The organism is Noviherbaspirillum agri, from assembly GCF_054780595.1.
This window is the reverse complement of record NZ_BAAGWA010000021.1, coordinates 1-20,286: the sequence shown is the minus strand read 5'-3', so window position 1 is coordinate 20,286 and position 20,286 is coordinate 1. Positions and strand designations below refer to the sequence as shown.

General features: G+C 62.1%; 20 protein-coding genes and 1 pseudogene. 14 read left to right on the top strand and 7 right to left on the bottom strand.

Going from position 1 to position 20,286, the window contains the following annotated elements; genetic code table 11:
- Nucleotides 1-39: 39 nt before the first annotated feature.
- Nucleotides 40-1,227, top strand: a complete 1,188-nt coding sequence (locus ACYVIA_RS21215; RefSeq protein WP_460844178.1) for a GGDEF domain-containing protein — start codon at nt 40-42, stop codon at nt 1,225-1,227.
- A gap of 125 nt (nt 1,228-1,352) precedes the next feature.
- Here ACYVIA_RS21215 and ACYVIA_RS21210 read toward each other — a convergent pair.
- The 3 genes and pseudogenes from ACYVIA_RS21210 to ACYVIA_RS21200 form a co-directional block, all read right to left on the bottom strand.
- A pseudogene (locus ACYVIA_RS21210) lies at nt 1,353-2,561 on the bottom strand (malic enzyme-like NAD(P)-binding protein); the annotation flags it as partial.
- Between the two features lie 618 nt (nt 2,562-3,179).
- Complete coding sequence (locus ACYVIA_RS21205; protein WP_460844177.1) at nt 3,180-3,788, bottom strand: carboxymuconolactone decarboxylase family protein; 609 nt, start codon at nt 3,786-3,788, stop codon at nt 3,180-3,182.
- 31 nt (nt 3,789-3,819) lie between these two features.
- Nucleotides 3,820-4,992 carry a YbfB/YjiJ family MFS transporter gene (locus ACYVIA_RS21200; protein WP_460844176.1) on the bottom strand — a complete coding sequence of 391 codons (1,173 nt, stop codon included), beginning with the start codon at nt 4,990-4,992 and terminating at the stop codon, nt 3,820-3,822.
- A gap of 85 nt (nt 4,993-5,077) precedes the next feature.
- Here ACYVIA_RS21200 and ACYVIA_RS21195 point away from each other — a divergent pair, with 85 nt between their 5' ends.
- The gene (locus ACYVIA_RS21195; RefSeq protein ID WP_460844175.1) at nt 5,078-6,091 is read left to right on the top strand and encodes a LysR family transcriptional regulator; all 1,014 of its coding nucleotides are present in this window, start codon (nt 5,078-5,080) and stop codon (nt 6,089-6,091) included.
- 141 nt (nt 6,092-6,232) lie between these two features.
- Entirely contained in the window at nt 6,233-7,453 is a 1,221-nt protein-coding gene (locus tag ACYVIA_RS21190) for a CHRD domain-containing protein (protein WP_460844174.1), read from the top strand.
- A 58-nt stretch (nt 7,454-7,511) separates the two neighbouring features.
- On the opposite strand, the gene ACYVIA_RS21185 is transcribed toward ACYVIA_RS21190, so the two are convergent.
- A complete protein-coding gene (locus ACYVIA_RS21185) occupies nt 7,512-8,045 on the bottom strand; it encodes a DUF3617 domain-containing protein (protein ID WP_460844173.1) in 534 nt (177 codons plus the stop codon).
- 191 nt (nt 8,046-8,236) lie between these two features.
- On the opposite strand from ACYVIA_RS21185, the gene ACYVIA_RS21180 reads away from it, so the two are divergent.
- Together ACYVIA_RS21180 and ACYVIA_RS21175 are read left to right on the top strand one after the other, a co-directional pair.
- A complete protein-coding gene (locus tag ACYVIA_RS21180) occupies nt 8,237-9,964 on the top strand; it encodes an AAA family ATPase (RefSeq protein WP_460844172.1) in 1,728 nt (575 codons plus the stop codon).
- A 2-nt stretch (nt 9,965-9,966) separates the two neighbouring features.
- Nucleotides 9,967-10,686, top strand: coding sequence for a general secretion pathway protein GspB (locus ACYVIA_RS21175; protein WP_460844171.1), 720 nt, complete (start codon nt 9,967-9,969; stop codon nt 10,684-10,686).
- Nucleotides 10,687-10,722: 36 nt separating this feature from the next.
- On the opposite strand, the gene ACYVIA_RS21170 is transcribed toward ACYVIA_RS21175, so the two are convergent.
- Entirely contained in the window at nt 10,723-11,616 is an 894-nt protein-coding gene (locus ACYVIA_RS21170; protein WP_460844170.1) for a DMT family transporter, read from the bottom strand.
- Between the two features lie 209 nt (nt 11,617-11,825).
- Between ACYVIA_RS21170 and ACYVIA_RS21165 the strand changes: the two genes are divergently transcribed.
- Nucleotides 11,826-12,749 carry a helix-turn-helix domain-containing protein gene (locus ACYVIA_RS21165; protein ID WP_460844169.1) on the top strand — a complete coding sequence of 308 codons (924 nt, stop codon included), beginning with the start codon at nt 11,826-11,828 and terminating at the stop codon, nt 12,747-12,749.
- Here the strand turns inward: ACYVIA_RS21165 and ACYVIA_RS21160 are convergent.
- Nucleotides 12,739-13,833, bottom strand: a complete 1,095-nt coding sequence (locus ACYVIA_RS21160) for an alpha/beta fold hydrolase (protein WP_460844168.1) — start codon at nt 13,831-13,833, stop codon at nt 12,739-12,741. The genes ACYVIA_RS21165 and ACYVIA_RS21160 overlap by 11 nt on opposite strands.
- 440 nt (nt 13,834-14,273) lie before the next feature.
- On the opposite strand from ACYVIA_RS21160, the gene ACYVIA_RS21155 reads away from it, so the two are divergent.
- Both ACYVIA_RS21155 and ACYVIA_RS21150 read left to right on the top strand, forming a co-directional pair.
- On the top strand, nt 14,274-14,693 hold the full coding sequence (locus tag ACYVIA_RS21155) for a PaaI family thioesterase (RefSeq protein WP_460844167.1): 420 nt from the start codon (nt 14,274-14,276) through the stop codon (nt 14,691-14,693).
- Nucleotides 14,690-15,331, top strand: coding sequence for an alpha-ketoglutarate-dependent dioxygenase AlkB family protein (locus ACYVIA_RS21150; RefSeq protein ID WP_460844166.1), 642 nt, complete (start codon nt 14,690-14,692; stop codon nt 15,329-15,331). Before ACYVIA_RS21155 ends, ACYVIA_RS21150 begins: the two co-directional genes overlap by 4 nt.
- Nucleotides 15,332-15,449: 118 nt before the next feature.
- Here the strand turns inward: ACYVIA_RS21150 and ACYVIA_RS21145 are convergent, their stop codons facing one another.
- Nucleotides 15,450-15,725, bottom strand: coding sequence for a hypothetical protein (locus ACYVIA_RS21145; RefSeq protein ID WP_460844165.1), 276 nt, complete (start codon nt 15,723-15,725; stop codon nt 15,450-15,452).
- Nucleotides 15,726-16,322: 597 nt separating this feature from the next.
- Here ACYVIA_RS21145 and ACYVIA_RS21140 point away from each other — a divergent pair.
- The 6 genes from ACYVIA_RS21140 to ACYVIA_RS21115 all read left to right on the top strand — a co-directional run bounded on the left by ACYVIA_RS21140 (nt 16,323) and on the right by ACYVIA_RS21115 (nt 20,164).
- Complete coding sequence (locus tag ACYVIA_RS21140) at nt 16,323-16,694, top strand: SirB2 family protein (RefSeq protein WP_460844164.1); 372 nt, start codon at nt 16,323-16,325, stop codon at nt 16,692-16,694.
- Between the two features lie 248 nt (nt 16,695-16,942).
- Complete coding sequence (gene trhP, locus ACYVIA_RS21135; protein ID WP_460844163.1) at nt 16,943-18,307, top strand: prephenate-dependent tRNA uridine(34) hydroxylase TrhP; 1,365 nt, start codon at nt 16,943-16,945, stop codon at nt 18,305-18,307.
- Nucleotides 18,308-18,395: 88 nt separating this feature from the next.
- Complete coding sequence (gene ypfJ / locus ACYVIA_RS21130) at nt 18,396-19,256, top strand: KPN_02809 family neutral zinc metallopeptidase (protein ID WP_460844162.1); 861 nt, start codon at nt 18,396-18,398, stop codon at nt 19,254-19,256.
- A 33-nt stretch (nt 19,257-19,289) separates the two neighbouring features.
- Nucleotides 19,290-19,571, top strand: coding sequence for a hypothetical protein (locus ACYVIA_RS21125; protein WP_460844161.1), 282 nt, complete (start codon nt 19,290-19,292; stop codon nt 19,569-19,571).
- 5 nt (nt 19,572-19,576) lie between these two features.
- A complete protein-coding gene (locus tag ACYVIA_RS21120) occupies nt 19,577-19,795 on the top strand; it encodes an RNA-binding S4 domain-containing protein (protein WP_460844160.1) in 219 nt (72 codons plus the stop codon).
- Nucleotides 19,796-19,867: 72 nt separating this feature from the next.
- Nucleotides 19,868-20,164 (top strand): 3'-5' exonuclease, encoded by a 297-nt coding sequence (locus ACYVIA_RS21115; protein WP_460844159.1) that lies wholly within the window; start codon nt 19,868-19,870, stop codon nt 20,162-20,164.
- The last annotated feature ends 122 nt before the right edge of the window (nt 20,165-20,286 follow it).

The window sequence follows — 20,286 nt, the reverse complement described above, 5'->3', positions numbered from 1 at the left end:
ACAACTTTCTTGCGTCCTGAACCGCACAAAAACGCACACATGAACCGCATTAGCGATGTTGTATGGCAGCGCCTGACCGGCCTGATGCCGGGAGAATTGACCGAATCCGAAATCAGCATGCTGCTGGGACCGAGCCGACACATGGCACTGGCGACCCGCAGGCGCGCCACGCTGATCGTCAACCGGGTACGCTTGTTTTCATTCCTGTTCGCCGTCCTCACGCCATTGTGGAGCGTGGTCGACCTGGTCGTGTTCCCCTACCCCTTGTGGCTGACCCTGGCATTGATGCGCTTCGCCGCTGCGGCTGCCTTTGCCTCGTTGCTGGTCTACTACCGTCCCAACGGCGACCTGTTCGATGCGTATCGCGCAATGGCCCTGCTGTTCCTGATTCCGACGGTGTTCTACGTGTCGTCCCACACGCTGCTGGCGAGCCATGAACTGAGCGGGCTGTCGGCGGCAATCGGCGCCGGCTACGCTTTCCTGCCGTTCGTACTTCTTGCTGGCCTGGCAATCTTCCCGCTGACCTTGATCGAAAGCGTGCTGATTGCCAGCCCCATCCTGCTCGCGCAAGGCATCTCCGGCTATCTGCGCTGGCCGGTGCTGGACTGGCCGTCGTTCGCCGGTGCGTTCTGGTTGCTGGTGCTGATCACCAGTGTCGCCACCATGGCCGGCATGAGCCAGCTGGCATTCATGATCGCGCTGGTGCGCCAGGCGATCCGCGACCCACTGACCGGCGTGTTTTCCCGCAGCAGCGGCGAGGAGGTCGTCGAGCTGCAGTTCACGATCGCGACCCGCAACAGCACCGCGCTTTCCATCGCGTTTTTCGACATCGACCACTTCAAGAGCGTCAACGACAAGTTCGGCCATGAGGCGGGCGACAAGGTGCTGAAAGAAGTCACAGAGATGCTGGCGGACAATCTGCGCCGCGGCGATACCCTGGCGCGCTGGGGCGGCGAGGAATTCGTGCTGATCATGCCCAACACCGAACTGGAGCAGGCCGAGGCCGCGATGGCACGCCTGCGCAGCATCGGCTTTGGCGTACGGCCGGACAACACGCCGATCACCGCAAGCATCGGCATCGCCGAGCGGACCGCAGACCATGCGGTGGACTGGAAGATGCTGGTCGACATGGCCGACCAGCGCATGTATCGCGCCAAACAAGGGGGACGCAACCGCGTCGTCAGCACCGACATCCCGGAGCCGGGCGTCATCCGGGCGATCCGCTAAAGCGCATCTCGCTGACGGTAGCAGATCAAGGCTCCAAACCGCTGCACCATAAAAAACACCCGTCCGGCAATGGACGGGCGTTTTGCTTTCTGCAACCAGTCTTACAGCAGTTCCTGCGCCAGCGCTTCGAGGCGTGCGCGATACGCAGCCGGGTCAAGCTCCTTGCGCGCAACACCGCTTTCGCACGCAGCCGCGGCAATCTTCGTCGTCACGCCGGTCAGCAGGCGCTTGTCGAGCAGCGTCGGCACGATGTACTCGCGGCCGAACTGTGCATCGCTGCGCGCCATTTCCGCCAATGCCAGCACGCAGGCACGCTTCATGGCCTGGTTGATGGTGGTGGCGGCGGAGTCGAGCGCTGCGCGGAACAGATACGGGAAGCACAATGCGTTGTTAATCTGGTTCGGGTAGTCCGAGCGGCCGGTCGCGACGATCGCGTCCGGCGCCACCTCGCGCACCAGTTCCGGACGCAGTTCCGGTTCCGGATTCGCCAGCGCAAACACGATCGGACGCGCCGCCATCTTCTTCACGTCGTCCTGCTTTAGCAGGCCGGGGCCGGACAGGCCGAGGAACACATCAGCCATGCCGATGACGTCGGACAGTGTCTTCGCATCCGTGTCCTGTGCCCACACGCGCTTTTCCTCGGTCAGCTCGCGGGAAGTGGTGATCAGGCCACGGCTGTCGCACACGTAGACGTTCTCGCGCTTGACGCCCAGGTCCAGCAGCATGTCGAGGCAAGCCAGTGCTGCCGCGCCGGCACCGGAACACACCACCTTGGCCAGCGAGATGTCGCGCCCGGTCAGGTGCAGCGCGTTCATGAAGCCGGCGCCGACGACGATCGCGGTGCCGTGCTGGTCGTCATGGAATACGGGGATCGACAGGCGGTCCCGCAGACGTCGCTCGACGGCGAAGCATTCCGGCGCCTTGATGTCTTCCAGGTTGATGCCGCCAAAGGTCGGCTGCAGCGCGGCGATGATCTCGACCAGCTTGTCGGGGTCGGTTTCGTCGATCTCGATGTCGAAGGCATCGATACCGGCAAATTTCTTGAACAGCACCGCCTTGCCCTCCATCACTGGCTTGCCGGCCAGCGCACCGATGTCGCCAAGGCCGAGCACGGCCGTGCCGTTGGTGATGACGCCGACCAGGTTGCCCTTGGCGGTGTAGTCGTAGGCTTTCGCCGGGTTCTTGTTGATTTCGATGCAGGGCACGGCGACGCCCGGCGAATAGGCCAATGCGAGGTCGTTCTGGCTGGCCACCGGCTTGGTGACCTGGATGGCGATCTTGCCGCGCTGTCCGCCGGCGTGGTACTCGAGGGCTTGTTGTTCCAGCTTAGTCATGGTGTCTGTTTGGCAAAGTGTTATGCGTCAAATTGCGTCGAATTGTGTCAATGGGCGATGTATTTCTCTTGTTGTCGTCAGAGTCCGTTCGAAAGCCGCTGGCAAAAAATGCAGCGCACCGCAACCGGTTTGCGGGTGTGGAAGGCTCTCGAACGAACTCTTGGAGGCTGCCGTCGTGCCGGCAGCGGGGCTACGGATGCATCATTCCTGCTCCGGACCGAAATGCAGATTGCATCGCAAATCGTCAGGAACAGTGGCAAAGAACATCCCGGCGCCGTCGTGAAAAAACGGATCAGGGACGCAACACAGGGGTCTCTCGTGCAAACGTTCTCGCCATCGTTGGCGGTGAGCGCAAAGGCTGGTTAAGTCTTTGGCGTTCCGTGGGCAGGTAACATGCCGCGATTCTCGCCGCGGCACCTCCCGGTCTCCCCCGTGGATACAGGAGAGGAGGCAAACAGCATCTCCCGGCGGCCGGTGCGGCGGTGTCCGCGCCCGGTTACAGGGAGGCGTAAGCCTAGCACACTATGGACGAAGTGGCATGGTTTGGCGCGGTTTTGCGACACCGCAGGCAACGAGGGCCGGTTACATAAGCAAGCGGCGCCCGCGCCTACCGGATGCTTATCGGGGAAAGGACGCCAGCGGGGTGGCAGTCGCGTCCTTCAACGGCGGCGTGTGCGCCACGTTCATGATCATCGATACGGTCGTGAAGTAGCCGACCAGGCCCAGCATGTCGAGCACGCCACGCTCGCCATAGCACTCGACCGCGCGGCGGTAGGTCGCGTCCGATACGCCACGGGTGCGCTCCAGTTCGTCACATACCTCATAGGCGATCTCTTCATCCTGCGCCATGCCCGGCGGGCGACGACCCTCGGCCAGCGCATCCAGCACTTCCTGTTTCATGCCGGCCTTGAGCGCGAGCGGGTAATGCATGCACCATTCGAACTGCTGCGTCCATTGGCGCGACACGATCAGCATCACGAATTCATTGATGCGGGTTTCCAGCGAGCTCTGGTAGCGCAGGTATTCCCCCACCTTCTGCAGGCGGTTCAGCAGTTCCGGGCTGCGCATGAGCGGAATGAACGGGCCGAACACGGCGCCGCGCGGCCCGTTGATCAGTTCCTGCGCAGCCGCCTTCTGTGCCTCGTCCATTGCTTCCATCGGCAATGCCGGCATGCGTTCCGGCCCCGGCATGCAGTTCTCTGCATTGAGCGGCGTGTTATTGCTCATATCTCACCTCCTTATTGAACATCGAATACATTCAGGAATGCTGCTGAGCATCGACTTTCCCATCGCCCTTCATCAGCAGCAATGCGCTGGCGGCGAGAAGCACTGCCGCAACGATCAGCCCCGAAGAAAAACCGCTGCCGGCGCCACTGACCGTCAGCGGCCCGATGATCTGCCCGGTGGCGAATGACGACGTCATTGCCGCCATCATCACGGTGGCATCACGGCCGGCGACGCGTTTTGCTTCCTGCAGTGCCGCCAGCGTGATCACCATAAAGGTCCCGCCCACGCCGACTGCAGCAGCGAAGATCGCCGGCAGTCCCGGCGCGACCACGGGCAAGATGATGCCGGCGGCCATGATGAAGTGGCAGATGACCCACAGCCGTCGGTTTCCCATGCGCTGCACCAGCATGGCAACAGCCAGTGTGGACAGGGCTGCCGCCAGCCCGAAAACCGGCCAAGACCAGGCAAACAGCGACGAGCCTTGCAGTGCGGCCTTTGCCATGACGGGAAGGAAAGTCGCCGGGATGATGTAGCCGAATCCAAATACGCCGTAGCAGAACACAAGCCGCACGGACTGCACATTCCAGCGATGGCGTTCTCCTTTGGCCGGCGCCCCCGGCCCGCCCTGCGCTGCGTGCGGCGTGAACATCCGCCACACCACGGCGCACACGGCAAGCGACAGCACGCCGAGCGCCGTCCATGCGGCCGAAGAGCTGGCCGCCATATCGATCAGCAAGATGCACAACAGGCCGGCTGTTGCGATGCCCGTGCCAACACCGGCAAACACCAGGCTATTGAGAAAGGGACGCTGGTAGACCGCGAGCGCGCCCAGGCACCATGCAGAAACCGAGATCAGCACCCAGGCGCTGGCAATGCCGGCGACCAGCCGCAATGCCAGCCACGCGCCAAACGGCAGGGTCGCGCCCATGGCCAGCGTCACAATGCCGATGACCAGAAGGCTGCCACGGATTGCGCGCTCCGGCTGGATGCGCACCACCATCGCACTCAAGCCGCCGATCAGGTAACCAAGATAGTTCCCCGATGCGAGCAGGCCTCCGGACACAATGGACAGGCCGGCGTCCTGCAGCATCATCGGCAGCACCGGCGTAAAGGCGAAACGGCCGATGCCCATGGCAACAGCCAGCGCGGCAAGGCCGGCAAGCGCCTTGAGCATCGGCGCGGCGGGATTTTCTCTTCGGGACACGAGGATCTCTTGAGTGGACATGCACGCAGTCTAGCTTGACCAGCCCATTTATAAAAATGAATAATGAAGAAAGGAGGTTCTCAAAATGAGAAACATTGACCTGGACTCGCTCCATATCTTCAAGGCAGTCGTCGACCACGGCGGCATTACCCGTGCCGCCAGCCACCTGAACCGCGTCCAGTCCAACATCACGACCCGCGTCAAGAACCTGGAAGAGCGGCTGGGCGTAAAACTGTTCCAGCGCCAGGGCGGAAAGCTGATCCTGTCGTCGGAAGGCAAGCTGCTGCTGGCCTATGCCGAGCGCCTGCTGCGCCTGTCCTCGGAAGCAGAGGCGGCGATCCGCAGCCGCACGCCGCGCGGCACCTTGCGCATCGGCACAATGGAAAGCACGGCAGCGGCGCGCCTGCCGGCATTGCTGGCGCGCTTTCACCGCAATTATCCGGATGTCCAGATCGAGCTTGTTACCGGCACGTCGGGCGCGCTGATCGGCAAGGTGCATCGTTTCGAGGTGGAAGCGGCCTTTGTCGCCGAGCCCTTCACTTCCAACGAGCTGGAATCGCTGGAAGCCTTCGAGGAGGAACTGGTGCTGATTGCGCCAAAGGATGCGCCGCAGATACGCAAGCCAAAGGACTTGCAGCAACGCACCGTGATCGCGTTTGCGACCGGTTGCTCCTATCGCCGCATTCTCGAAGACTGGCTCGGCATGTCGTCCGTCGTGCCGGACCGCGTGCTGGAGCTCGGTTCTTACCACGCGATCGTCGCCTGTGTGGCGGCAGGCTCAGGCATTGCCATCGTGCCGCGATCGGTGTTACGCGTAGTCCGTGCGGAAAGTGAAGTCACGGTGTATCCGCTGCCGGATCGCGTGGCGCAAGCAAGGACCCGCCTCGTCTGGCGCAGCGGCCATGAATCCGTCGCGCTGCACGCATTGCGCGACGAACTGCAAAAGAAGCGCCGACACCGCGCTGATCGTTTTCGTCCGGCATCACACCGTGCGGTGCCGGACGGACACCACACCCTCCTCCCCATCCCCGCGGGACATCTCGTCATTCAGCAACAGGCCGTGCAGGTATCCCGCGCGCTGCGTATGAACTCCCGGTAAAAGACTGCATCGAATAAAGACCGAGGCCGGCATCGCCCGTCGTTTGTCGCTGCATGTTTGTCGCTCCATTTATCGCCCGCCTCCGATCCAGAAAGTCTCGCGTCTGTTTCGCCCATTCAGGAACGATCAGGAGGCACTACCATGAGAATTCTCGGAACACGCTTTGTTGCGCTGCGCTGGCTTATTGCTGCAGCGGCAATTGCATTGGCCAGTTGCGGCGGTGGCCGCGGCAGCGACACGGCCGGCGGCGCGGTGACCTTCCAGGAAGGCAACACGCCCTCGACCACGCCGGCATCTGTACAGCAACTGGCGAACGCTTTCGCGGCAACGCTTTCCGGTGCGCAGGAAGTGCCGGTCCGCGTGACGAGTGCCTTGGGCTCCGGCGTCATCGTCGTCAATCCGACAACGCTTGAAATGGTCGCCACCCTGACCACGACCGGCATCACCGGCACCGCCGCCAATATCCACCAGGCAGCAACCGGAGCTAACGGCCCCATCGTCATCCCGCTGACCGAAACCAGTACCGGCAGCGGCACCTGGACCGCCCGCGCCACGCTGACGGAAGCGCAGTTCACGACGCTGCGCGCCAGCGGCCTCTACTTCAATGTGCAGAGCGCGCGCTTTCCCGACGGAGAAATCCGCGGCCAGATCACCCCGCAGGAACTGACTGGCGGTACGGCACCCACCGGAACCGGAACGAATACCCAGGTCACGCCGCTGACAACTTATCTCAGCGCGCTGCGCGGTACGCAGGTTGTCCCGGCGACGCCGAGTACCGGTCTGGGTGCCGGCGCCATACTGACCTCCCCCTTTACGCGTGAAATAATCGCCGCCGTGGCCACCAGCGGCGTCGCCGGCACTACCGCGCACATTCACCAAGGCGCACTGGGAATAAATGGCCCCATTCTTGTGCCGCTGGGCGAAGTCAGTCCGGGAAGCGGCGTGTGGACCGGCCGCGCCACACTTACCGACGCACAGTACAACGCACTCTTTGCCGGCAACCTGTATTTCAACGTCCGCAGCGCCAGCTACCCTGCAGGCGAGATCCGCGGGCAGATCGTGATTCAGCGGCAGACCATCGCCAATTCGATCGGATCGTCGACAGACACGACCGGAACGGGAACGAGTACTGGGACTGGCACAGGAAGTGAAACTGGCAGCGGCAGCGCCGGTACGGGAACCGACACGACCACAGGGCCACCAACGGGCACGCTTGGGGGCACCGGCACGGATACTACCGGCACCAGCCTCACGCCAGTACCGGGGGCAACCACGACCGGCACCACAACCGGCGCAATGACCAATCCCGGAGTGATCACCCCGGTGCCGACCGGCGATACGACGTTCGGTATAGGTATCTGACAGCCTCGCCGGCGTGGCGAGGCCAGGCTTGTGGCGGGAGTGTTCCGCCGCCGGGGTCTTATTTCCTCGGCATCATCTCGCCGACCGGCTTCACGCTGCCGCAGTCGGCACCCAGCCACTTGCCGCTGTTCTCATGATGCTGGTTGACCGGCTGGCCATGCATCGTGCCCTTGAAGTCGTAGGTTGACGTAAAGCTGGTGTCGCTCGCCATCGTGCCTTTCGCCTTGCCGGTGCCCTTCATTTGCGGCCCGTCGCAGACGATGTCGACGCTGTAGCTGTTGCCACTGCGCTGGTAGTTCTTCGACTGGCATCCCATCTCGTTCTTTTCCATGCCGGGTGTCTGGTCGGCCTCCGCCATCTGCTTGGTGATGCAGACTTTCGTCACCATGGCGCCGTCCTTCATCTCCGGCACGTTCATGCCCATCTTGCGCATCTGCTCCATCTGCTCCGGGGGGATCTTCGGCATGTTCTTCATCGCGTCGGACTTCATCGTCATTTCCCACAGGCCGGGCTTCATCTGGGTGGCGGCCCAGGCAGTGGCGGACATGGAAAGCATTGAACAGAGCAGCAGGGGGACAGTCAATTTGCGCATGGCATCTCCTGAAAGGGTGAAGGACGAACCAACTCTGAAAGCGTTAAAGGCAGTCTTGCGATGGCGGATCGGTACCGCTCGCCGCATTCTAGCAAAGGGGGTTGCGTATCACGCCGGCGAAGCTTGTCCTTGCGCAGCTTGCCATAAGTGCACACATGCTATCCTTGCGCACCGACAGACAGATCGCCGCCATGTACATCCAATTCTTTCGGCTGACACAGGCCCCGTTTTCGATCTCGCCCGACCCGCGCTACCTGTTCATGAGCGAACGCCATCGCGAGGCGCTTGCGCATTTGCTGTATGGCATCAACAGCGGCGGCGGGCTGGTGCTGCTGACCGGCGAAATCGGCACCGGCAAGACCACGGTATGCCGCTGCTTCCTCGAACAATTGCCGGCCACCTGCAACCTCGCCTACATCTTCAATCCCAAGCTGTCGGTGGGCGAACTGCTGCAGACGATCTGCGAAGAATTCCATATCGAATTGCCTGCGCAAGACAGGCACGCTGCCGGCGTGAAGGACTATGTCGACGCGCTCAACCGCTACCTGCTCGCGTCCCATGCCGAGGGACGCAACAACGTCCTGGTGATCGACGAGGCGCAGAACCTGTCCGCCGATGTGCTGGAACAATTGCGCCTGCTGACCAATCTTGAGACCAACGATCGCAAACTGCTGCAGATCATCCTGATCGGCCAGCCTGAATTGCGGGCCATGCTGTCCCGGCCGGAACTCGAGCAACTGGCACAGCGCGTGATTGCACACTACCACCTGACCGCCTTGTCGGAACAGGAAACCGCGAGCTATATCCAGCACCGGCTTGCGACTGCGGGCCTGACGAGTGCATCGCCGTTCCAGCCTTCAGTGATGAAGTCGATCCATCGCCTGACCCAAGGCGTGCCGCGCCGCATTAACCTGCTGTGCGACCGAGCGCTGCTCGGCGCCTACGCCAAGGGGACGCATGACATCGATCGCAACATGATCGAGCAGGCCGCGGGGGAGCTCTTCGTGAAGCGCCGCGCCACTCCGGCAGCGCCACGCAAGGGATGGCGATATGCGGTAGCGGGAGTTGCGCTCGGCGGTATCGTCGCGGGTGCAGTCGCGTGGGCGATGAATGACAGTGCGCTGATGAATAGCCTCGCTGCGCGCTGGTCGACGCTGCGGGTGGCGGTGGCTGATCGACTGAACCAGGGAACGGCCACGACGCCGCCTGCACCGACCGTTGCGCAAGCTCCGGTAGCATCATCGGCGCCGGAAGCTGTCCCTGTCGTGGCAACAGTGGCCGCCGTCGCATCCGGCTCGGACGCGCAACAGAATGCAGGCGCGTTTACCGGGACGCGCGACGAGAACGACGCCATACGGCATCTCGCGGACATGTGGAATGTGCAGGCCGAGGGCAATAATCCATGCGCCGCGTTGATGAACGCAGGTGTGCGCTGCCACAAGAGCGCCGGCGGCCTTGCGGAGCTGCGGCGGCTCGACCGGCCTGCGGCCATTACGCTGTACGGCCCCACGGGAAGGCTGCATTACGCGGTGCTGGCCGGCCTGAACGATACCGAAGCCACGCTGCGCAACGGCAGCACCACGCAGACAATCAGCATCGCGGCGTTGACCCGTCATTTTCGCGGCGAGTTCGTCACCCTGTGGCGTGCACCGCCCGCCTTTGCCGACACCGCACAGCTCGGGGACCAGGGCGCGGCGGTGGACTGGATCGCGGAGCAGATGGCGCGCATGAACGACAGCCCTGTGCCGCCGGCCGGTCAGCCGTTCGGCCAGACGACGCTGCGGCAGGTGCGCCAGTTGCAACAGGCGCACGGCTTGTTCGTGGATGGCGTTGTCGGACCGGCCACCGCGATGCAGATCAATCGCGTAGCGGGCGTGGATGAGCCGCGCCTGATCGTGGCCACCGCGGCAAGGGAGTAAGGATGTCTTATATTCTGGAAGCGCTCAAGAAAGCCGAAGCCGAACGCCATACCGGCGTGCCGCAAGCGGCGCAGATGATGCCGGGTTTCAGTACGTCGACTGCGGCCGGCCGCAGATCCCGCGCACCCTGGTTATGGACAGGTCTTGTGGTGGCCGCAGCCGGTTTGCTTGCCGCGGCCTGGATTGGCACCCGCGATAACGAGTCCGAGCGTGTAGCGACGGCTTCCGTGGCGCCAGCGCCTTCCGCACCGTCGACCGACAAGACCCAGGCGCCTGCCCCGACTGCCGAGGAAGCGCCCCCTGAAGCGACAACGCCTGTCGCGATAGCCAGGCGTGACGCCGAAGTCGTGGAACCGGCAAAGACAATCGTCGAACCCGAAGAAAAGCCGAAGTCGAAGCCTGTCAGAAAGCCCGTCGAGAAAAAGCGACCGCCCGAAACCGTCGACACCCGGACCGCCAAAGCGGCGGCGATGCCGGCACAGGCGCCACAGCCACCAGTTCCCACGCTACGCGAGTTGCCGGAACAGATCCAGCGTGAGGTTCCATCCTTCAAGCTCGGCGGCTACATCTACTCCGGCAACCGCGCTGACCGATCCATCCTGGTCAACAACCGCCTGCTGCGTGAAGGCGAAGAGATCGAACCCGGCCTGGTGCTGGAACAGATGATGGCCAAGGGCATGGTGCTCAGCTATCGCGGGCATCGTTTCCGCGTTTCGTATTGAACCTTAACGCTCCGCTGAACAAGTTCACGCGCAGCCTTAACTCGCCGCCGTCTTTAGAAGCCGCCGCATCGGCAGGAAGGCAAGCAGGTTCCCCGCCAGCACGCAGGCCAGCCCGCCGAACGCCAGCGCGCTCCAGCGATACCCTTCGAAGATCGTGGAGATCGTCAGGGCCACGACCGGGAACAGCACGGTGCAGTAGGCGGCGCGGTCCGGCCCCATGCGGCCAACCAGCAACAGATAGGCAGTGAAGCCGATCACCGAACCCGGAATCGCAAGATAGAGCAGCGAGCCGACATAGCGGGCGGTGGGTTCAATGTCGAACGGCATGCCGAGTAACAACGCGATCACAGTCAATATGCCCGCGCCAAGGAACATGGCCCAGGTGTTGGTCAGCCATGGCGTCAGGCCGAGCGACTGCATGCGGCTCGACAGCAGGTTGCCTGTTGAAAAAAAGAGCGTTCCCAGCACGGCCAGTCCAAGCCCTCTCACCATGCCGGCGTCGTCCCAATGCCCCTGCATTTGCGGCAGGAACAGCATCGCAATGCCGCCCAATCCGAGCAAGGCGCCGAGAATCACCTGCGGCTGCAGCGCGCGGCCGAGGAAGAGGCGCCCATTGATGGCATTCCATAACGGCGCGGTGGAAAACACGACCGCAACAAGCCCGCTCGGCACCCATTGGCTGGCGTAATAGAAGCAGAGGAAGTTGCAGCAGAAGAGCGCAAATCCCTGCGCGAACAGATAGCGCCATGCCTGCCGCGGCGGGCGCACCGGTTTGCGCAGCGCGACCAGCACGAGCAGCAGCACCGCTGCGGCAATCCAGAAACGATAGGCAATCGACACCGGCGCCGGCACGACGCCAAGCTGCCATTTGATGGCGATCCAGGTCGATCCCCAGATCAGGACGGTCAGGAGGTAAAGAGAAGCATTCATCGCAAGATATTCGAATCCGACATTGTCCGATCATGGCCCAGCCAGTCGCCCGTCGCTTGTCTGGAATTGCTGCCTTGATCGGGGATTGCGAATCAGCCACAGCCCCTTGTCGCATCTTGCGCTTTTTTAAGCTGGAAAATTGCGGCCTGCGCAGCGCCCCGGGCGCCGTGATACATTGGCAGCCACGCTTTTCCGGATTCCGTTTCAGCATGCACCGCCCCTCCCCGTTCAACCTGCCCGCTGCGCAGCATGCTGCTCCTGACAGCATTTCACACGCCGTGTTCAACACGCTGCGCGCCACGAATGCCGAGCTGGAACGGTTCGCATGGCTGGGGGACGACTTGGCGATCGCCATCTGGCGGCGTGAAACGGACGAGGAAGAGACTTCGTATATCCGCCCCGGCCACCATACGCTGTCGTACTACCTCGGCGGCGGTTATCGCACCCAGCGCAATGAAGCACCGGGCCTGTTCGGCAGCCCGGGCCGGCTGTGCACGCTGCCCGATGAGCATGAGTCGCGCTGGGTCGTGCGCGACCAGCTGCGGTTTTTGCATGTCTATTTCCTGCCGCAGCATTTCACGCGGCGCGCCGTCATCGAGCTCGACCGCGAGCCGCGCGAACTGACGCTGGCGGACCGAACCTATTTCGAGCATGCGCATATCGCAAACCTGTGCGATGTGCTGGAACGCACTTCCTGGCAGGGGCCTGATGCGCAGCTGCGCACCAACGAAACTGTGCACGCGCTGCTCAGCCACCTGTTGCAGTCACAGGCTGCCGTTCGCCGCAACTTGAAGTTGAAAGGCGGACTGGCGCCTGCCGTACGGCGCCGCCTTGCCGAGTACATCGATGCGCATCTGGAACAGGGAATCACGCTCGGAATGCTGGCCGATATCGCCAGCCTGTCTGAATACCATCTCGCCCGCATGTTTCGCGTATCGTTCGGCATGCCGCCGCATGCGTGGATCGCCGCACGGCGGCTCGACCGCGCACGGCACTTGCTCAAGGCAAGCAACCTGCCGCTGCAGCAGGTTGCGGACGCCTGCGGCTACGCCGACCTGAGTCATTTCAGCCATCGCTTTCGTGCCGGCACCGGCGCGGCACCCAGCCGGTACCGGCTCGTCGTCAAGGCCTGAGCGGCAGCGTCCGGGTGTTTCCGCTCATCGGCGGCCCGGCATCGGCATGCTGCCGGCTGGCCGCCTGCTGCACGGCGCCCGCTGCCTGACTGGCCTGTTCAATGGCCTGCATGACTTCTTCCACCGCGAGATGATGCAGCATGTGCCCGGCGCCATGGGTCACGTGCAGGGTACTGTGCGGAAGCGCATGATGCAGCTGTTCCGACTGCGTATGCATGTCCACATAGCGGTCCCTGTCGCCGGACATGATAATCACCGGCATCATCAGTTCGTGATACCGCTTGCGCAGGGAAAACGCAGCGGGAATCATTAGCGCGGCTTCCGCTGCGCTCGCCCGCAGTTGCGACGGTCGCAACGCCATCCACACCGGGAAGCCGGAAGCGAAGCGCGCGGGCACCGGCGCGGGTCCGAATATCCGGCGCAGCATTGCCGGCCACATCGCGCGGCCGATGAGTGGCGAAATCGTATAGCGCATCAGGTCGCCGATCACCGGGATCGCCGGCGGTGACAGCAGCGGCACATCGGCGCGCGGCGTCGGATAGTAATAACCCGACAGCAGCACCAGGCTCTTCACATAATCGGGAAATTCCAGCCCCATTGACACGGCGACCAGTGTTCCCCAGGAATGGCCGACGACGATCGGCTGCTCGACATCGAGGAAAAGCAAAGCACGATGCAGCAGGCGTGCCTGCGCCTGCGGCGTCCAGATGGTGTCACGTGGGCGTTCACTGTAGCCGTAGCCTGGCCGATCAAACACGATCACGCGATGGTTCTTTGATGCGAGGTCGATCAGGCCGCTGGTGTCGTAATCCTGGATCATGCTTCCGTCGCCGTGGAACAACACCAGTGGCTGGCCCGTGCCACGCTCCACGTAGTGCAGGCGGATGCCGTCGATCTCGATGAATTCGCCGAGCGGCGGGTTGTCGCGCTCGGCCTGTTGTGTTTTTCGCCGGACTGCCAGCGCAGACGCGACCAGCGCTGCGCCCGCTGCGAGGAGAAGTGCGCTGCGGCCGGTTTTGCCCCGTCGTAGCGCCGGCTTCTGCGCGACGTTCCGCACAGCATCATGCTCGATGGAATAGTTCATCTTGTGCTCCCAGAGTGTTGGCGAAGGAGTTGGAAGGAGCGCCACTCCTGAAGTTCAATGTTGTTTTGTCTATTCCAGGCGCCAATGCGCTGACTTTCTTGACGCGAGATAATTGCGTCGTGCACGAAAGATCACGCGGGCGAAGACTCGGCTTTGCGGAAAATCGTTGCTCAAGGTGCCGCCACCCATCAGGACCGGCATGAACATCTCCATGCACAGGCTGCCTGCACGGAAAAGCGTGCCGTTCTATCATCCGCATTGCAAGCATGACGCGCTGTATCTTCCCCCTGCGTGACAAAGGCGGTTCCACGCGGAAGGCAACGCACCCCAGACCAGCGCAAGCAGGACGCCAACCGGATCGAAGATGGTGCCGTGCCAACCGAGAGAGCCAACCTGCCCGCAATAAAGCGCCCTCCCTAACTATCTGAACAAGGTCCAACATGCAACAAGCACTCAATCCTGAAGCATTCACTGAACGCGGAAAGAAATACCTGCCGGGACTGCTCGGCATCGTCGTCACCGGCGTCGACAAGAACGCACTGACGGCGGAACTGGCAGTGAAGGAATCGCACCTTGCGCCGAACGGCTACCTGCACGCAGGCACGGTCGTCACCCTTGCCGATACTGCCTGCGGCTACGCGTGCATCGCCAACCTGCCGGAAGGCGCGGCAAGCTTCACCACCATCGAACTCAAGAGCAATTTCCTAGGCACCGCACGCGAAGGCATCATCGAATGCGAAGCGAAAGCCGTCCATACCGGCCGCAACACGCAGGTGTGGGATGCGCTGGTGCGGCACCGCGATACCGGGAAGCTGATGGCGACCTTCCGCTGCACGCAGATGATCCTCTGGCCGAAATGAACGAGACGCTGCCCCTGTTCGAGCGGACCGGGGCCTTTGAAGAAATCGCGATGCCGGACGCGGATGTACGGCTGATGCCGGCGTTCTATTGCAAGCCGCTATCGGAGCAGTATTTGCATCAACTGCTTGACGAGATCGCCTGGCGGCAGGAGAAGATCGTCCTGTGGGGCAAGGGACATCTGCAACCACGCTTGTCAGCTTGGTACGGCGATGCGCACAGCCGTTATTCCTATTCCGGTGTGGCGCTCACGCCACTGCCGTGGACCGACACCCTGCTCCGCATCAAGGAGGATATCGAACACGCAACCGGCCATCGTTTCAACAGCGTGTTGCTGAACCTGTACCGCGACGAGCACGACAGTGTCGGCTGGCACAGCGATGCCGAACCGGAGCTTGGCAAAATGCCAGTGATCGCGTCACTGAGCCTCGGCGCCACGCGCGTGTTCAGGCTGCGGCACAGGACGCGCAAGGACCTGAAGCCGGTGTCGATCGAATTGAATGACGGGAGCCTGCTGCTGATGGCGGGAACGACGCAGCGTTTCTGGCAACATGCCGTGCCCAAGGAGCGGTCGGCATGCAGCAGGAGAATCAACCTGACATTCAGGACAATCCTGATGCCAGAGCAGAGGCAGCGTTGACTGCCGGGCAAATCCTTGCGGCAAACGGTATCAGGAGAATGCCTGAAAAATCCGCCCGCCGCACTCACACAATTGTCAGGCAGTGCGCTGCCTGTTACTACAACAGTGACTGATGTGATCAGTCCTGATCGCGGCCCGCGATCATGCGCAGTTCCTGCGCCAGGTTCGGCATGACGGAGTCATACGGGCTTGACAGGCAATACAGACGATACAGCGACAAGTCTTCGCGGTCTGCCTTTGCAACAGGCAGTGCGTCGACTTCGGTTGTCGCCGGTGCGCTGCGAGGCACTGCAAGAATCGCTGCAAACAGAGCGCGCACGGCGCTGCCAATGTTGTGCACATAATCAGCACCGTTGCCAGCATGGGCCGGGATTTGAACGGTCAGGGTAGCCATGATTAATTCCTCTCAAGTAAAGCTAGGTTGCTTGAGAGTAGTGTAGGCACTGAAAAGTTATGGATCCAATTGATATTGGGGATAACAGACATTCGCTCGTCGTATACCAGCGGACAGTTGAAATTCTTTGCTTCAATAAGTGCAACGGAATGCATCGCTTCATGCGGCGTGCCGCTGGCTGCTGCGGTATCTGCATGAGTGCTGATTAGATGCCTTGGCTCGCTCATGTCGCACTCATCGATAGGCATCTCGCTGCAGAAGCGAACAGAGCGCGTTTGCAAGTGACACTGCCGCTCGCAGTAGTGACAGGAGCCGACACCAGAGGCTGTTGCGGATGCGTTCAAGACCGCTTGCAAGGTGGCGCTGCGACTCGATGCTGCCGTGTCGAGCTGGGCCACCTATCCCGAATCGCTGCAGGTGGCCGTCGCCACGCCGGACACGTCGCTCGTGCTGCCGCGCCAGAAGCCTCTCTGCGAGCATATCTACGCTGGATCGAGGACAGCTTGCCGCAGGCAGAGGGCAGCGTGTAAGCTGCCGTGTTAAATGTCACTACCCGAAAACAGACTGCACTGACTGCAGTACCGGACACTCCAACCCATGAGCTACCTGGCAATCAAGCACCTCCACGTCACTTGCGCCGCACTGAGCGGCACGCTGTTTTTCGTCCGCGGCCTCTGGATGATGCGCGAGTCGCCACTGTTGCAGAAACGCTGGATCAACAGGAGCTCCTATGTCATCGATACGGTGCTGCTCGGCACTGCGCTGACGATGGTGTTCTGGAGTGCGCAGTATCCATTTGTGCTCGATTGGCTCACCGTGAAAGTACTGGCGGTTGTCGCCTACATTCTCGCCGGTGCCGTCGCGCTCAAGCGCGGCAAGACAAAGCAGATCCGCACCACGGCCTTCATCGTTGCCATCGCGCTGTTTGCGTATATCGTAAAGATCGCACTGACCAGGCAGTGGATCTAGCAAGCTGTTAAAAACTACTGCGCGGACCGATCCTGCGGCCTGCGGTGCTCTGCGTACCACGCGTACGCGTGCGGTTCTCGGCCATAATCTCGCCCCGCTCGCCCCGTTTTTAAGCAGCCTGCCAGGACAGCAGTCACGAACGCATTGCGCCGCAGACGATTAGCAAACAGGCAAGGCATTGGCCTGACGGGGGCGCGCCGTATAATGTCGCCTTTCGCCGCAACGGCGCCTCTCGTTTGACTGATCCCATGCTTCGCGCTCCCGAATTACTCCTTCCTGCCGGCTCGCTGGCCAAGATGCACGCCGCCTTCGATTACGGTGCTGATGCCGTCTACGCCGGCCAGCCGCGCTACAGCCTGCGCGCGCGCAACAATGAATTCTCCACGCTCGAATCGCTGGAAGCCGGCATCAGCCAGGCTCATGCACGCGGCAAGCTGTTTTTCGTCGCCAGCAATATCTTTGCGCACAATGCCAAGCTGAAGACCTATCTGCGCGACATGGAGCCAGTGATTGCGATGAAGCCGGATGCGCTGATCATGGCCGATCCGGGCCTGATCATGATGGTGCGCGACAAATGGCCGGAAGTGCCGGTCCACCTGTCGGTACAGGCGAATGCAGTGAACTGGGCCGACGTGAAGTTCTGGCAGCGCATGGGGCTGACGCGCGTGATCCTGTCGCGCGAATTGTCGCTCGACGAGGTCGAGGAAATCCGCCAGCAATGCCCGGAGATGGAACTCGAAGTCTTCGTGCACGGCGCGCTGTGCATCGCATACTCCGGCCGATGCCTGCTGTCGGGCTACTTCAACCATCGCGATCCCAACCAGGGTACCTGTACGAACTCATGCCGCTGGGATTACAAGGTGATGAATGCCTCGGAAGACGCCAGCGGCGACATTGCACGCGTGCCGGTGGAGACCATCAAGTTCAATTACCAGCAGGCGCTGGAAGAAGCGAACCAGTCCTTCGCCGCGCTGGGCGACGTGCCGCGCCATCCGCTGGCCGACCAGCCCTACCTGATCGAGGAAGCGGGCCGCCCCGGCCAGCTGATGCCGATCCTCGAGGACGAGCACGGCACCTACATCATGAATTCGAAAGACTTGCGCGCGGTTGAGCATGTCGAACGCCTGGTAAAGATCGGTGTCGATTCGCTGAAGATCGAAGGCCGCACCAAGTCGCTGTATTACGTCGCGCGCACCGCACAGGTCTACCGCCGCGCGATCGACGACGCAGTCGCCGGCCGTCCGTTCGACATCAACCTGCTCGGCGAGCTGCAGGGCCTGGCCAACCGCGGCTACACCGACGGCTTCTACCAGCGCCACCATACGCAGGAATACCAGAACTACCTGAGCGGCGTCTCGGAAGTCAATCGCAGCCATTATGTCGGCGATGTGCAATCGGTCAGCGATGGCTGGGCGGAAGTCGATGTGAAGAACCGCTTCTCGGTCGGCGATCGCCTCGAGGTCATCCACCCCGGCGGCAACACCGTCGTGACGCTGGAACGCATGCTGAATGCCGAAGGTGAGCCGCTCAACGTCGCTGCCGGCAGCGGGCACCGCGTGCGCATTCCGCTCGAAGCACGTTACGACAAGGCATTGCTGGCGCGCCTGCTGTAACTGTTTCCCTGGTACATGCGTGCCGGATTCCTTCTCGTTTTTTGCAAACCGTCTATGCTGGAAAGATCGCATACCACGGAGAAAAGACATGAGATGGGAAGGCAATCGCGAAAGTGACAATGTAGAAGACCGCCGCGGCAGCAGCTTCGGGCTCGGCGGCCGTTCGGTGGGACTGGGCACGATTGCGGTTGCGCTGCTTCTATCCTGGGTACTGGGCGTCAGTCCGACAACAGTACTGAGCCTGCTGACCGGCGGCCCGGCCGACATTTCAGCAGTTCAACAACCGGCGCAGCACCCGCCTGCGGATGACCAGATGGCGCGCTTTGTATCTACGGTGCTCGCCGATACCGAGGACACCTGGAACGAGTTGTTCCGCGCGCAGGGTGCCGATTACGTCGAGCCCCGTCTCGTCCTGTTTTCCGGCATGACGCCCACCGCGTGCGGCACCGGACAGTCGGCCGCCGGCCCCTTCTATTGCCCGGGCGACCAGAAAATCTATATCGACCTCAGCTTCTATCGCCTGATGCAGGAACGCTTTCGCGTCTCCGGCGAGTTTGCGCAGGCGTACGTGATCGCACACGAGGTTGGCCATCATGTGCAGCACCTGATGGGCATCACCGACCAGGTCGACCGCGCCCGGCGCCGCATGTCGGAAGCACAGGGCAACGCCATGTCAGTCAGGCTGGAATTGCAGGCAGACTGTTTTGCCGGCGTATGGGGGCACCATGCGAACCGTGCGCGCAGCATTCTTGAGGCGGGTGATGTGGAAGCGGCGCTCAATGCGGCCAGCGCCATCGGCGACGATGCGCTGCAGCGCCAGTCGCAAGGACAGGTTGTGCCGGATTCCTTTACGCATGGCACATCGGAACAACGGGTGCGCTGGTTTACGCGCGGCATCGAAAGCGGCGACGTCAACGCCTGCAACACTTTCGAAGCGCGGCAGCTGTAAAATGCGGGACCGTTGACCTTCTCCCCCTCCCTCATGTCACACGATCACGCCCTACAGTCGTTGCGCCAGGCGCTCGACGACCTGCGGCACAAGCGCATCGCACTGAACACGTTCTGCCAGACATGGCGCGCGCAGACGGCCTTGCTGGCCGCATTGCCGCCGCGCTATGCACACGTGATGGAAGACCTGCTGGGACGGATGGAAGCCGGCAGCCTGTTTACCGAAGAAAGCTGTTCATTCAGCCAGGAAGATTTGCAGGCAAATCTTGGCGTATGGCTGGACAAGGCGGCGCAGACGCTCGCCGCACAAGGATAAATCACATGCAATCCATAGAATTCCCGCTGCAAGGCGAATACATCGAACTGAACCAGTTGCTGAAGGTCGCCGGCATCTGCGACAGCGGCGGCGCGGGCAAGGCCATCGTTGCCAGCGGCGAAGTATCGGTCGACGGCCATCAGGAATTGCGCAAGACGGCAAAGATCCGCGCAGGCCAGGTCGTCACGCTCGGCGACGTACGGATCAAGGTCAGCGCTGCCTGAGCCTGCAAACCCTTCGAACCTCTCGCTGTACCTGCAGTCCACTGGGCCGGAGTGTTTCAAATTATTCCTGCCATGCTGAACCATTACAGCAAGCTGATCTTCATCGACCTGGAAGCGACCGGCCCGAACCCTGCAGTGGACCGGGTGACCGAGATCGGCATCGTCGAGGTCACGCCCGCTGGCGTGCAACGATGGTCGACACTGGTCAATCCAGAACGAACGATTCCACCTTACATCCAGAACCTGACCGGCATCACTGATGAAATGGTCAGCACAGCGCCGACCTTCGACCTGATCAAGGACGAGCTGCTGCATCGGCTGGAAGGCGGCTTATTCATTGCGCACAATGCGCGCTTCGACTACGGCTAATGCCATGGACTCCCTCCACCTCAGAAGCTCGGTAGACTGAGGATCGAGCGGGCAAGCGCACCGCATCTGATCGGGAGAGCGAATATGGCAATCGTACGAGTCGGTTTGGATATCGCAAAGCT

Bases quoted from the DNA above. Each gene is read 5' to 3' on its own strand.
- ACYVIA_RS21215 (WP_460844178.1), top strand. From the start codon at position 40: ATGAACCGCATTAGCGATGTTGTATGGCAGCGCCTGACCGGCCTGATG.
- ACYVIA_RS21205 (WP_460844177.1), bottom strand. From the start codon at position 3,788: ATGAGCAATAACACGCCGCTCAATGCAGAGAACTGCATGCCGGGGCCG.
- ACYVIA_RS21195 (WP_460844175.1), top strand. From the start codon at position 5,078: ATGAGAAACATTGACCTGGACTCGCTCCATATCTTCAAGGCAGTCGTC.
- ACYVIA_RS21190 (WP_460844174.1), top strand. From the start codon at position 6,233: ATGAGAATTCTCGGAACACGCTTTGTTGCGCTGCGCTGGCTTATTGCT.
- ACYVIA_RS21185 (WP_460844173.1), bottom strand. From the start codon at position 8,045: ATGCGCAAATTGACTGTCCCCCTGCTGCTCTGTTCAATGCTTTCCATG.
- ACYVIA_RS21180 (WP_460844172.1), top strand. From the start codon at position 8,237: ATGTACATCCAATTCTTTCGGCTGACACAGGCCCCGTTTTCGATCTCG.
- ACYVIA_RS21175 (WP_460844171.1), top strand. From the start codon at position 9,967: ATGTCTTATATTCTGGAAGCGCTCAAGAAAGCCGAAGCCGAACGCCAT.
- ACYVIA_RS21170 (WP_460844170.1), bottom strand. From the start codon at position 11,616: ATGAATGCTTCTCTTTACCTCCTGACCGTCCTGATCTGGGGATCGACC.
- ACYVIA_RS21165 (WP_460844169.1), top strand. From the start codon at position 11,826: ATGCACCGCCCCTCCCCGTTCAACCTGCCCGCTGCGCAGCATGCTGCT.
- ACYVIA_RS21160 (WP_460844168.1), bottom strand. From the start codon at position 13,833: ATGAACTATTCCATCGAGCATGATGCTGTGCGGAACGTCGCGCAGAAG.
- ACYVIA_RS21155 (WP_460844167.1), top strand. From the start codon at position 14,274: ATGCAACAAGCACTCAATCCTGAAGCATTCACTGAACGCGGAAAGAAA.
- ACYVIA_RS21150 (WP_460844166.1), top strand. From the start codon at position 14,690: ATGAACGAGACGCTGCCCCTGTTCGAGCGGACCGGGGCCTTTGAAGAA.
- ACYVIA_RS21145 (WP_460844165.1), bottom strand. From the start codon at position 15,725: ATGGCTACCCTGACCGTTCAAATCCCGGCCCATGCTGGCAACGGTGCT.
- ACYVIA_RS21140 (WP_460844164.1), top strand. From the start codon at position 16,323: ATGAGCTACCTGGCAATCAAGCACCTCCACGTCACTTGCGCCGCACTG.
- trhP (WP_460844163.1), top strand. From the start codon at position 16,943: ATGCTTCGCGCTCCCGAATTACTCCTTCCTGCCGGCTCGCTGGCCAAG.
- ypfJ (WP_460844162.1), top strand. From the start codon at position 18,396: ATGAGATGGGAAGGCAATCGCGAAAGTGACAATGTAGAAGACCGCCGC.
- ACYVIA_RS21125 (WP_460844161.1), top strand. From the start codon at position 19,290: ATGTCACACGATCACGCCCTACAGTCGTTGCGCCAGGCGCTCGACGAC.
- ACYVIA_RS21120 (WP_460844160.1), top strand. From the start codon at position 19,577: ATGCAATCCATAGAATTCCCGCTGCAAGGCGAATACATCGAACTGAAC.
- ACYVIA_RS21115 (WP_460844159.1), top strand. From the start codon at position 19,868: ATGCTGAACCATTACAGCAAGCTGATCTTCATCGACCTGGAAGCGACC.